Consider the following 13,532-nt stretch of genomic DNA (forward strand, 5'->3'; position numbering starts at 1 on the left):
AGGTTAACGTCATCAGTTTCTCTGCCAATAACGCAGAGCACGCAAAGATTTCAAAAATGCATCTGCTGATACCTTATCAAGGTCAATCCACCCTTTATCTTTAACGCTTTTTAGCCTTGCAGCGTCTATTAACGGCGCAGCACCGGCGGTGTACCCAATAAACTTCATATGTGCATGTGCGTCAGTGACAAAGTCTTTTGCTTCTGGCAATTTCGCTAATGATTCAGCACTCTGTGTATTTAGCAGCAACAGCACAGCATCATAGAGCACTGAAGGCCCGCCATGGATCAGCTGGTCGGCAATAAGATGCTTGCCATCATCGCCACTTACCCCCCCTACTTTGGAGGCGATAATCTCATAACTGGCACCTTCTTTCTCTAACGCCTTTGTTACATCGCGCAATAAATCTGCGTTAAAGTTTTCCGACAATAGAATGCCCAGTTTTCGCCCGCTGAAGGTATTGGGACTATTCTTTAAAATACTTAGTGCATCAGATACCGGCAAATCACGTCGTGGCTCAACAGCGGCTTCTGCAGCATCAGGCATGTCGGCAAAACCAAGCCCATCAGCTACCTGCTCTGCCAGGGTTTTATCGATATTCAGTAAATGCGATACAACACGCTGCCGGATCGGCAGATTTTCTACTTTGGACAACTCAAAAATCAGTGCACTTTGTATATGCTCCTGCTCAACGGCAGTCTGACTGATGTAAAACTGCCTAGCCTGGCTGTAATGATCGGCAAAAGTTGGCGAGCGATAGCGCAGCTTACTGTCCCCCATCGCTTGGCTTGAGCTGACAAACCCATGTGCCGGACACGCCCTTGGATTATGCTCACCGCCGTCCCAGGAGTTCGGTTCGTAATTTACCCGGCCTTTAGGGTTACGCATCGCCATATGACCGTCCTGCTGAAAATGCCGCACCGGGCATTTGGGCGCATTAACCGGGATATGGGTAAAATTAGGCCCCCCGAGGCGTTTTAACTGGGTATCGAGATAGGAAAAATTGCGCCCTTGTAATAAAGGATCTGGCGTAAAATCCAGGCCGGGAACGATATTCTGAGTACAGAACGCCACCTGTTCGGTTTCTGCAAAAAAGTTATCGACCACCCGGTCAAGCACCATCCGGCCAATGATTTTAACGGGTATCTGCTCTTCCGGGATAAGCTTGGTCGGATCAAATACATCGAAATTAAAACGCTCGGCAAAACTCTGATCGAAGATCTGTACCCCCAGCTCCCACTCCGGGTAAGCTCCCCGCTCTATCGCCTGCCACAAATCACGCCGGTGAAAATCCGGATCAGCACCATTTAATTTCAGCGCTTCATTCCAGACTACCGATTGCATACCCGCTTTGGGTTTCCAGTGAAACTTAACAAAGTGTTGCTGACCATCAGCGTTAACAAACTTAAAAGTGTGCACTCCAAAGCCCTGCATAAAACGTAAGGACCGCGGAATGGCCCGGTCAGACATAATCCACATCACCATGTGCATCGACTCTGGCGTTAAGCTGATAAAATCCCAGAAATTGTCATGCGCAGTTTGCGCCTGAGGAAAACCGCGGTCTGGCTCTGCTTTGGCGGCATGGATTAGATCCGGGAACTTCATCGCATCCTGAATAAAGAATACCGGAATATTGTTTCCCACTAAGTCCCAATTACCCTCTTTGGTATAGAACTTGACCGCAAAACCTCTGACATCTCTGGCCAGATCTGCGGATCCTTTATTACCAGCGACAGTGGAGAAACGGGCGAACACCGGTGTTTTCTCGCCTTTTCGCTGAAACAGGTCGGCACAGGTTAGCTCCGTTAACGACTCATAGGTTTCAAAATAACCATGGGCACCATACCCTCTGGCATGCACGACCCGCTCTGGAATACGTTCATGGTCAAAATGAAACAGCTTCTCCCTAAGAACATGATCTTCCATCAGCGTCGGACCTCTTTCACCGGCTTTTAACGAATTTTGATTATCGCTTACCGGGCAGCCCTGGGCAGTGGTCATGGTAGGATGCTTATCTGAAGCGGGCTGATGTAACTCGCCACCTTTACCTTTGTTGTCTGAGTAGCTGAATGAGTCGGCCATGAATAACCTCCTTTGCAATGGGAAAATACAGTATCCGTTCTCACGGATGCTGCTGGGGTTTAACGTCCACTTCAGGTGCAAAAAGAAGGCCAGTCAGGCAGAGTAAGCCTGGCCGCTGTTTCGGGGTTGTAAAGAGGTGCTAACGTCCAGATGACTGGTAAACAATTACCCGTCAAATGTAATTTTTTTACGCTAGATGTCAGCCTGCGCCTTTTGCGCAACACATAGTCCGGCTAAAGCAAACACCCCGGGGTTGGTTGATGTTGGCCCTTCTCGTTGCCATAGTCGCCGTAATTGCTGGCTGAACAGATTTAAATCGCCGCTGCTGCAGAATTGCTCTGTAGCGGCTGCCTTTTCACCAGACGACAATTGACATTCTGCCAGCCTGCGCCTTAGTTGCTGCGCTACCGCATTTTCGGTGCGGATAACCGTGATATCCGGCCCGGCAATATCAGCAACAAGATCAGCGATAAAATTATAATGCGTGCAGCCCAGTACCAGGGTATCGGCTCCCTGCGTCAGCAACGGCTGAATGGCGCTATGTATCGCTTGGCGCATTTGTGGCGTGTCAAATTGCAGGGACTCAATCAGAGGTACGAACGCAGGGCAAGGTTGCAGTAATATCGTCGCCGCATCTGCATAGCGCTGCGCTAAACTGGCAAAAGCCGGTGTAGCTAGCGTACGCGGCGTTGCCAGCACCCCGATTACCCGGGTCTTGCTGGCCGTTACTGCCGGTTTAACGCCGGGCTCCACCCCTATTATCGGTAACGGATACGTTAAACGCAGCCTGCTGATCGCTGCCGTGGTTGCTGTATTGCATGCCACGACGACAGCCTTTACCCCAGCCTGCACCAGATGATGCGTGATAAGATTCATCCGCTGGTAGATAACCTCGTCAGTTTTATCACCATAGGGTGCATAAGCTGTGTCCGCGACATAAATCAGATGTTCCGCCGGCATCAGTTGACGTATTGCCTGTGCAACAGATAAGCCACCAATGCCTGAGTCAAAAATGCCTATGGCGCCTGTTTTCATTTCACTCATGTCAGCTATACATTCCTAACCAGATCACAGCAGCATACAGGCTAATGAGCAGACAGTTGCTGAACAAGGCTATTTGTATTACTAAAATCCGTGAGCCGTTGCTGCACTTTACCGTCTTTTATGACGAGTAACGTTGGTATCTTACGAATATTAAAATGATTAAACAGCACACCTGCCTCGTCGATGCTAAACGGCACAGTCATGTTATAGAGCGAGTTGAATTCCGCTAATGCCTGTTGATCTGTCCACAAGTGGTTTACCACGCCATGCCATTGTCTGTCAGGGAATTGTTGCTGCAAACTGTTAAGCTGAGCCTGCGCTTGCTTACAGGCATTTGCCATTTCAGGGCGGGTATCGAGCAAGTACCAATCACACCAGGTTGCGGTGAAAAACACCAGTTGCTCACCCTGCTGCCAGTTTTGCAATATAGTGTGTTTTTGTTCAGTAGTTAGTGCATTGGTTGCCGCGCTCTTTAGCGTCTGGCCTTTTGCCAGCATACTGATAAAACGATCCAGCTTGCTGTCGGATTCGTGCGTGGTATACACCACATCATTTTTGCTGTTAATGAGTACACTATAGGGTGTTCCGGTTAAGCCAAGTGCGACACCGAGCTGGCCTTCATTGTCGAGCCAAACCGGCATGGTCAGATTAAACCGCTTTATTACCTGAGCAATTTTATCGCTGTTTTCATTGATATTGATATTAACGGCAACGAAGTTCACTTTATCACCGTACTGTTGCTGCAGCGCTTCAAAATGCGGCATTTGTTCCATACAAGGTTTACACCAGGTAGCCCACATCTTCACATACACAGGCTTATCTGCGGTCAGGCTGCCAAGTGTTACGCTGTTACCGCTGCCAAATTGCTGCAAAGTGATCTGTCTGAAATCATCTGCCCGCACAGCCGATGAAACAGAAAGCATTGTTATTACCCCTGCCAACCACAAGCTCAATCGCATAGAAAAACCCACTTAATTACCGGTTAAGTCGTTATTTTACCGCGCAATCTATGTGAGGAAAGACACAAAAACCATAAAAAGAGGTAGGACATAAAACTTAGCGCTGAAGCTAAGTGCCCGGCGCCAAACGCTGCCAGCCTGCAGTGGTAAGGCGTTAGCACACCTGCCTGGCGGCCAAAACACGGTGGATTGTGCAAACAATTCGCTACAGAGATAAAAAATTCATCTGCCGCTGCTATTTTTTTTCGGGCAAATTGATTTTAAATCCTGTATATTATCGCACTATTTTCAAACCCCCAGCTTATAGAGATGACTATGGCAGCAGATTTATCGTTATACAGAAACATTGGTATCTTCGCTCACGTTGATGCCGGTAAAACAACTACAACCGAACGTATTCTTAAACTGACCGGTAAAATCCATAAGTTAGGTGAAGTTCACGAAGGTGAATCAACAACTGACTTCATGGAACAGGAAGCAGAGCGTGGTATTACTATCCAGTCAGCAGCAGTAAGCTGTTTCTGGAAAGGCTACCGTTTCAACGTAATCGATACACCGGGCCACGTTGACTTCACTGTTGAAGTATACCGTTCACTGAAAGTTCTGGACGGCGGTATCGGCGTATTCTGTGGCTCTGGTGGTGTTGAACCTCAATCAGAAACCAACTGGCGTTATGCTAACGACGCTGAAGTATCACGTCTGATTTTCGTAAACAAACTGGACCGTATCGGTGCTGACTTCATCCGCGTTACTGAGCAGGTGAAAAAAGTTCTGGGTGCAAACCCATTGATCATGACGCTGCCTATCGGCCGTGAAGACACTTTCAAAGGCGTTGTTGACCTGTTAAGCAAACAAGCTTACGTGTGGGATGATTCTGGCCAGCCAGAAAACTACACTGTAACTGATATCCCTGCAGACATGGCAGACGATGTTGAGATGTACCGTCAACAACTGATCGAAACTGCTGTTGAGCAGGACGATGACCTGTTAATGGCGTACATGGAAGGTGAAGAGCCTTCAATCGAAGATATCAAGCGTTGTATCCGTAAAGGCTGCCGCGACCTGGCTTTCTTCCCTACTTACTGTGGTTCTGCCTTTAAAAACAAAGGTATGCAATTACTGTTAGATGCTGTTGTTGATTACTTACCATCACCAACTGAAGTTATTCCTCAGCCACTGACTGACGAAGAAGGTAACGAAACCGGCGAATCAGCTATCGTTTCTCCGGACGAGCCATTCCGCGCCTTAGCGTTCAAAATCATGGATGACCGTTTCGGTGCTCTGACATTCGTACGTATCTACTCAGGTGTTCTGAACAAGGGTGACACCATCCTGAACTCTTTCACCGGTAAAACTGAACGTGTTGGCCGTATGGTTGAAATGCATGCGAACGACCGTACCGACCTGACGACAGCTCAGGCTGGTGACATCATCGCTATCGTGGGCATGAAGAACAACACCCAGACCGGTCACACGCTGTGTGATCCTAAGCACCCATGTACTCTGGAACCAATGGTATTCCCAGAGCCGGTAATCTCTATCTCTGTAACACCAAAAGATAAAGGTTCTGTTGAGAAAATGGGTATCGCTATCGGTAAGATGGTTGCTGAAGATCCAACATTCCGTGTTGAAACTGATATTGATTCAGGTGAAACCATTCTGAAAGGTATGGGTGAATTACACCTGGACATCAAAGTAGACATCCTGAAACGTACTTACGGCGTTGAACTGGTTGTAGGCCAACCACAGGTTGCTTACCGTGAAACCATTACCCGTGAAATCGAAGACAGCTACACGCACAAGAAGCAGTCTGGTGGTTCAGGTCAATACGGTAAAATCGATTACCGCATCCGTCCGGGCGAGCCAAACTCAGGCTTTAAGTTCGTGTCTACAGTAGTTGGTGGTAGCGTTCCAAAAGAATTCTTCCCGGCTATCGAAAAAGGCTTCGAGTCTATGATGTCTACTGGTCCTCTGGCAGGCTTCCCGGTACTGGACGTTGAGATTGAGCTGTTCGACGGTGGTTTCCACGCTGTTGACTCATCAGCTATCGCGTTCGAAATCGCTGCGAAAGGTGCGTTCCGTCAATCTATGCCTAAAGCAGGCGCACAGATGCTGGAACCAATCATGAAAGTTGACGTATTTACACCTGAAGATCATGTAGGTGATGTTATCGGTGACTTAAACCGTCGTCGCGGCATGATCTCTGGTCAGGAAGCTGGCGTAACTGGCGTACGTATCAAAGCAGACGTACCACTGTCAGAAATGTTCGGTTACATCTCTACCCTGCGTACTATGACGTCAGGCCGTGGTCAGTTCTCTATGGAGTTCTCTCACTACGCGCCGTGCCCTACTAACGTAGCGGACGCTGTAATTGCGAAAGAGAAAGAAAAGAAAGCCGCTGCTGCTAAAAACTAAGCTGTAGCTGCTGATAAAAGCCCCGCTGGTGCACACCGCGGGGCTTTTTTATATCTGCTTATCCATCTTTATATCTACTTATTCATCGTAATAGCCACCGTAACTGTCGGTAACTACGGCATATCACAAAGTTCTTACTTCTTTAAACGTGGTAAATGCGCCAGCAATGCTGGCACAAAATAAGCCTAACGCGGGTTAAACCCGGTAATCTGATAAAATGGTGACCAGTTTTTCACATTGCTGCATCAACGTACTGCTGGTATCACGCGTCAGCTCTGACTGCTGTGCACTGTCACGGGCGAGCTTACTGATTTGCTGTGTCTTCTGGTTGATATTCTCAGCAACATTACTCTGCTGCTCAGCGGCACTGGCAATACTGCCATTTTGGCTTTTAATTTGTTCGACCGCAGCCTGTACTGCAACTAGTGCATTGCGCGCTTCTTCGGCAAATTTCACATTGTCTGTTACGGTTAATTTGTATCGATTATTGATTTGCTCTACAGACGTCACCCCTGCTTCCAGGCCAGTTATCATCTGCTTAATTTCGCCGGTTGAAGCCTGTGTGCGGCCTGCTAACGAGCGTACCTCATCTGCTACCACACTGAACCCCCGGCCTTGCTCGCCCGCTCTTGCTGCTTCAATCGCCGCATTCAGCGCTAAAAGATTAGTTTGCTCAGCGATGCTGTTAATCACCTCCAGCACTTTAGCAATATCCTGGCTGGCTTTGTTCAAAGAACCGATAGCCGTTTCCGACTCTTCCACGGCCCGCATCTGCTGCTGTGAACTGGCAACGGTGTTTTCTACCACACTCATCACCTGCTCAGACAATCTGCCTACCTCTGAGGTGGCAGTTTCTGCATCCAATGCACTTTTGGCAACAGCATGAGAAGTCGTGGTCATCTCTTCAATCGCCGTTGCTATGTCCGCGGTGTCATGAGTCTGTTGGGTAATTTTGTGCAGCACCTGCGCCGCAGCCTGATCCATCGTCAGCGTCGACTGTTTCAGTTCCTTAGCGACCTGCTGCACCTTAACGATAGTGCCCCTTACTCTGTCCAGCAGCGCATCAAACCCCGTTGCCATCGTGCCTATTTCATCTTTACGGTTGAAATTCAGCCTGGTGGTTAAATCCCCCTCGCCCTCTACAATGGCCGCCAGCGATGCATTTACTGTGTTAAGCGGACCAATAACTACCCGCCGGGTGATAAAGAACACCAATAAAATCAGTAGCACACCAAATACGATAACCAACGCCATGATAGACAACAACGCATCACGGACTAACGCGGCCTTTTCATCTTCAGAATACACCAGATGAATTTTGTAACCCCAGGGGGCAAATGTCAGCGTTTCACGCTGCCAGCCCTGTTCGGCTCCGGTTATCACTGACTGTACTCTTTCCGGGCTGATATTATCCGAGTTTACTCTGATCTTACCGCTACGATCTTCGATAGCAGTAAACCCCTGCTGCAGCAACCGGCTTTGCATCACAATACGATTAAGCGCGGCTAAATCTGCACGGTACCCAACATAACTGATGCCGATAATACTGTTATCTGCACTGCGAATGGGCTCGTAACCGGTAACAAAGGGGTTGCCCAAAATATCTACTGTTCCGTAAAATGCCTCCCCCCGGCGTATGGCTGCAATAGCAAGCCCATCCGGTGCCAGCACAGTACCGATTGCTCTTTTGTTTTGCGCGATAACATTTGTTGAAATACGAACGAAGTCTTTATCGTCACGACTGAACAATGTTGCGGTACCGCCCATAATATCGGTCACCGCATCAACCAGTTCAAAGCGGTTGGCTTGCCCCTCAGCGTTCAATAACAGATCATTGACCTTACGCCCGGCAACATCAACCTCAGGCCCGACAGCTACCGGCCCATTTTGAGCAATACGCTGATTCAGTAACCGCATGCTGCTTTTCACCTGGGCGGACATCAGGCTGTCAGTCAGTGTCAATAATTCTGTTATTTCCCGTCCCAGCTGCTGGCGTTCCTGCGCCAATTGCAGGTTGAGCCTGTTAGCCTCGCGGCTGGATAACAGCACAGTGGCTATAATAGCGATAACGACGACCAGACTTACTAACCATACCGTGAAGGTCTTTTGTAATGTCATGATATATTCCTGTTAAATCAGTGCATTATTATCCATCCGAGCAGCTACAGCTCAGAGCTCTATCAGTACCGGGTATTTCAGATAAGCCTGATCATAGTAAGGCATTTTCTGATAGAACCAGTTATAGCGTTCGCGCGGATTACCGCGCAATTTTTCATCCTGTGCCAGTGCCTGTTCAAACTGCACTTTAAGCTCAGGCTGTTGTACCAGCATACGCTCAATCAGCGGCTCTATAGCATAAGGTTCAAAATACTCTGTACGCTCAAACATAGCTGGGAAAAACCCCCAACTGAAAAACGAATCCGGAGCAGTTGGCTCCAGTAATGCCACGGCCAACCGCCCTAACGCCTGGTCTGTGCTTACTTTTACCCAACCCGGGGGGAGTGTCCGGCTGACGGTCTGTTTATTAAAGCGGGCATCCTGCAGCATAAAGTGCCCCTCAAACGGCTTATCAGCAAAGCGATAAGAAACAACATTTAACTGCTGCACTGACACTTTCGTTGGCTTGTCCAGCGTAGTTACGTCAATACCATGCAACTTCAGCCGTGCAATTACCTGATATTGCTCTGGTGGTAGCCAGTAAGCCGTTGGTACCGGCACTTCTTTATCAGCAACTTTGTCCCAGTAAAGCGGTAGCTTTTCGTACAGTTTAGGCTCACCAGTCCAGTATACATAGCTGTCGCCGCTTATTTCTGATGGTCTGAGCTCATAGCCCATGCCTTTAAAGTTAATAAAATCAGGCTGTTCACTGGCTTTGTAGCTCAGGACCATACGTTTAGGCCGCGCTTGCATATCCGCCTGGCGCGCTAATATCAGCGCCTTGCCCTGCTCGTTGAGCAGCTTTAAACTCTGCTCAAGCAGAATATAAGTGCCAAGTACGCGCTGCCGGTATGGCTTTAAACTATGATTCTCAACCAGTACCGTTGGTAAATGCCGTACATCGCCATAACCGTTAGAGTAGCGCGGGCTGGCAGTCCAGCCACTGATCCCTTTGCTGAAGTCTTTACTGTCAACACCAAATACCAGTGGGCCGGGTATATGGCCGGCGTTTTCCAGCGCACTGTTTACTGCCGGCCGATATAACTTCGCCAGCCAACTGGCGGCATTGGGGCTTATTGCAGCAAAAGGTTCATTGAAACCGTAAGTAATATCATACTGATAGTCTTCGCCATCGGTTACGTGGACATCGATATACAGATCGGGTTGATATTTGTTCAGCACGCCAAGCAATGCCTGCATCTCAGGCGCATCAGCTTTGCTGTAATCGCGGTTCAGATTAAGATTCTGTGCTGTTGCGCGCCAGCCCTGCATCACCGGCCCTCGCTGGTTCATGCGGTTGGTTGCAGAACGTCTTTCATGACCATCTGCAGAAAATATGGGGATAAACAGTAAGTCGGCATTGGCCAGCAGCTTTGCTTTATCACCATGCGCAATATCACGCAGCAGCATCAGACCGGCATCTTTACCATCAATTTCACCGCTATGGATCCCAGCTTGTACCAGCAATAACGGACGTTGTGGGTTTTGCGCAATTTTATGCAAAGCAGCACTGGCTTTTACCAGATAAAGGGCGCGCCCCTGAGCACTGATACCAAACTGCTCCATTTCCAACAAGTCCGAACTGTCAACCAGCTTACGCAGATACGCGATAGTGGTGTTGTAATCCGGGCTTTCTTTTAAACCGCTAAGCTCTGCCGGGCTAACCCAAGGATGACTTTTAGCTTTGATTAGCGCTTCGCTGTCTCCCTGCCAGGCTGGCAATGGCGGCAACCAGTCTTCTGCATGCGCCGTTGCCAACGTAAGCAATATGCTGGTACTCAGGATCGAAATCAGACGTATGTTCATATCAGGTGTCACTCGTTTTTATTTTAAACACACTACAATACAGCACCGGCAGGAATACCAGCGTTAGCACTGTGGCAAAGCCCAAACCGAACATGATAACTACGGCCATACTGGCGAAAAAATCGTCCGCCAGTAGCGGGATCATGCCAAGAATAGTAGTGATAGCAGCCATCGCTACCGGCCTGACCCGGCTTACCGCACTGTGAAATACGGCATGATAAGCCTGTTTGCCTTCTTCCAGTTCCAGCTTAATTTGTTCAACCAGTACAATACCATTCTTAATCAGCATGCCTGATAAACTAAGAAAACCCAACAGCGCCATAAAACCAAAAGGTGCCCCCATCAGTTTTAAACCAAAACTAACACCGATGATGGCCAGCGGCACACAAGCCCAAATCACCAGCGCAGAACGCATAGAGTTAAACAGTAATACCGTGATAATAAACATGACCAGATACCCCATAGGTAAAGAACCGAACAGGGCTTTCTGTGCTTTTTGCTGCGCTTCAAACTCGCCGCCCCAGTTCAGGAAATATCCGGTAGGTAACGGTATTGCCTCTATTTGTGCTTTAACACGCTTGAGTAAATTAGCCGCGGTGTCGTCACCGAGAATATCGTGATCTGCCATTACCGTAATAGTACGTTTACGGTCACGACGCTGAATTTGCGGGTCTTCCCATTGTAGCTCAAAGCCGTTAACTACCTGAGTTATCGGAATATAACGGCCGAGCTTGCTGCTAAATACCTGTAAATCGTACAACGCGTCTATATTGTCACGCTCACTCAGCGGCGAGCGCACCACTATCGGCAGTAAATGCGTGCCATCCCGATAAACGCCCAGTGTCTTACCCGATAAGCTGGTCAGCAATACATCATCAATGTCTTGCTTACTAACCCCGGCCCGGCGTCCCATGGCTTCATTAAACAGCGGCCGGATAACCTTTTGTCTGCCCCGCCAGTTATCGCGAATATTACGCGCACCGGGGTCGGCTTTTAGTATCTGCTGTGCCCGGGCAGAAAGCTGACGCAGTACATCAGGATCCGCGCCACTAAAACGTGCTTCAATTTTGGCCGGTGTCGACGGCCCGACTTCTAAGCGCATCAGCTTAGCGTCTATAGCGGGATAGTGGCTGTAGATATACTCTCTTACCTGCGCCATCAAAGCCGGCAATTGCGCTTTGTCTTCCATCCGCACAACCAACTGGCTGTAACTGCTATATATTTTCTCCGGCTGGTATGTCAGCATAAAGCGTTCAGCCCCCCGGCCTGAGGTAGCAGTCACGTTGGTAACGCCCTTCTGCTGCAACAAGTAGCTCATGATCTGTTTGGCCTGCCCGGCTGAATAATGTATATCGCTGCCTGCAGGCTGCCATAAATCCAGCAGAAATATCGGCGTATTTGAAGGTGGGAAAAACACCTGTTTTACTTTGCCAAACACCAGCACACTGCCAACTAATAACATTATCGTCAGGACATAAGTAATAAAGCGGTGCCGCATTGCAGCGGTTAATACCGTGCGGTACACATCAAATATTGCTCCGCGGTAAAGTGCCTCGTCATCTGCTGCTTGCGGGCTTTGCTGCAACTGCGATTTAAACAATAAACTGGCAAAGAACGGGGTTAACGTAATAGCCGTTACCCAGCTTAGCAACAAGGACACCAGCAGCACCCAAAACAGGCTGCCGGCAAACTCACCGGTAGCATCGCTCGATAACCCTATCGGGGCAAAAGCGGTAATTGCTATCACAGTGGCACCAAGTAACGGCCACTGTGTTTGTTTTACAATCAAAGCTGCCGCATCAGCGAGCTTTAACCGCCGTTGTATACCAATGAGGATACCTTCGGTAATCACGATGGCGTTATCCACTAACATACCCAAAGCAATAATCAACGCGCCAAGCGATACCCGCTGCAATTCAATTTGCATCTGCTGCATAAAAATAAAAGTGCCCAGCACTGTCAGTAGCAGTATCAAGCCGATTAAGATACCGCTACGCAGCCCCATAAATACCAGCAACACAATAATAACGATAGCTACAGCCTCAGCCAGATTGACAATAAAGCCGCTGACCGAATTGGCGACCTCGTCAGGCTGGTTATAGATAGTGTGTAACTCAATACCAACGGGGCGATTATAGTTAAGCTGCTGCAAACGCTGTGCTATCTGCTCCCCTGCATCCACTACATTAACACCGGCGCTAAAAGAAATGCCCAACGTCAGGGCATTTTCACCGCCATGGCGGATGATCTGGCTGGGCAACTCAGTTGGCGCGCGATACACCCTGGCGATATCGCCCAGATAGATAAGCTCACTGGCCGCCGGATTACTGATAATCAGGCTTTCCAACTCCGATACCTGCTGAAATTCGCCGGTAGGGTGAATTCTTAATCTGTCGGCATCCACTCTGATAGAGCCCGCATTAGACACAACGTTCTGACTTTGCAGCAAGCTGGCCAGCTGTGCCGGTGAAATGCCCAGCGCAGCCAGTCTGGAACGGGACATCTCGACAATAACCTGTTCCTGTTGTTCCCCCCCGACGGCTACTTTGCCAACCGCTGGCACTGTTACCAGCTCGCGGCGCAGAAAATCAACATAATCGCGTAGTTCGTCATCGCTAAAACCGTCGCCGGTTATCGCATACAAAATACCGTACACATCACCAAAGTCATCTTTGACCAGTGGAGTACCCACACCAGGCGGCAACTTTCCCTGTAAGTCTGTGACTTTGTGCCGTAACTCATCCCAGATTTGTTTCAATTCACGGGCACGGTAAATATCTTTCATCTCGACCATGATCTGAGACAAACCCGTAGTTGATACTGACGTGACATGGTAGACATAAGGCAATTGCTGAATCGCATTTTCCAGCGGGTAACTGACCTCTTCTTCCACCTGTTGCGGCGAGGCACCGGGATACTGTGTCACGATCATCGCCTGTTTCAGCGTAAACTGCGGGTCTTCCAATCGGCCAAGACCGGTATAAGCAATAATACCGCCTATCAGCAAAATGGCTGCGAATAGCCAGGATGACGTACGGTTTGTGATGAAATAACTGGCTACACTCATGC

General features: G+C 48.8%; 7 protein-coding genes. 1 reads left to right on the forward strand and 6 read right to left on the reverse strand.

Features of this window, described 5'->3' with window-relative positions; translation table 11 throughout:
• Window positions 1–12: 12 nt before the first annotated feature.
• The 3 genes from AC5SV9_RS01765 to AC5SV9_RS01775 all read right to left on the reverse strand — a co-directional run bounded on the left by AC5SV9_RS01765 (window position 13) and on the right by AC5SV9_RS01775 (window position 4,049).
• Window positions 13–2,082, reverse strand: coding sequence for a catalase (locus AC5SV9_RS01765; protein ID WP_475151481.1), 2,070 nt, complete (start codon window positions 2,080–2,082; stop codon window positions 13–15).
• Between the two features lie 192 nt (window positions 2,083–2,274).
• Window positions 2,275–3,126 carry a glutamate racemase gene (gene murI / locus AC5SV9_RS01770; protein WP_475151484.1) on the reverse strand — a complete coding sequence of 284 codons (852 nt, stop codon included), beginning with the start codon at window positions 3,124–3,126 and terminating at the stop codon, window positions 2,275–2,277.
• Between the two features lie 41 nt (window positions 3,127–3,167).
• A complete protein-coding gene (locus tag AC5SV9_RS01775; RefSeq protein WP_475151485.1) occupies window positions 3,168–4,049 on the reverse strand; it encodes a TlpA family protein disulfide reductase in 882 nt (293 codons plus the stop codon).
• 345 nt (window positions 4,050–4,394) lie between these two features.
• Here AC5SV9_RS01775 and fusA point away from each other — a divergent pair, with 345 nt between their 5' ends.
• On the forward strand, window positions 4,395–6,500 hold the full coding sequence (gene fusA, locus AC5SV9_RS01780) for an elongation factor G (RefSeq protein WP_475151486.1): 2,106 nt from the start codon (window positions 4,395–4,397) through the stop codon (window positions 6,498–6,500).
• A gap of 195 nt (window positions 6,501–6,695) precedes the next feature.
• On the opposite strand, the gene AC5SV9_RS01785 is transcribed toward fusA, so the two are convergent.
• Genes AC5SV9_RS01785 through AC5SV9_RS01795 form a run of 3 tightly spaced genes read right to left on the reverse strand, consistent with a single transcriptional unit; the run spans window position 6,696 to window position 13,530 of the window.
• The gene (locus AC5SV9_RS01785; RefSeq protein WP_475151489.1) at window positions 6,696–8,618 is read right to left on the reverse strand and encodes a methyl-accepting chemotaxis protein; all 1,923 of its coding nucleotides are present in this window, start codon (window positions 8,616–8,618) and stop codon (window positions 6,696–6,698) included.
• A 51-nt stretch (window positions 8,619–8,669) separates the two neighbouring features.
• Complete coding sequence (locus tag AC5SV9_RS01790) at window positions 8,670–10,463, reverse strand: M14 family metallopeptidase (RefSeq protein WP_475151491.1); 1,794 nt, start codon at window positions 10,461–10,463, stop codon at window positions 8,670–8,672.
• 1 nt (window position 10,464) lies between these two features.
• Complete coding sequence (locus AC5SV9_RS01795) at window positions 10,465–13,530, reverse strand: efflux RND transporter permease subunit (RefSeq protein WP_475151493.1); 3,066 nt, start codon at window positions 13,528–13,530, stop codon at window positions 10,465–10,467.
• Between the last annotated feature and the right edge of the window lie 2 nt (window positions 13,531–13,532).

Source organism: Rheinheimera sp. ATLC3 (assembly GCF_059429535.1).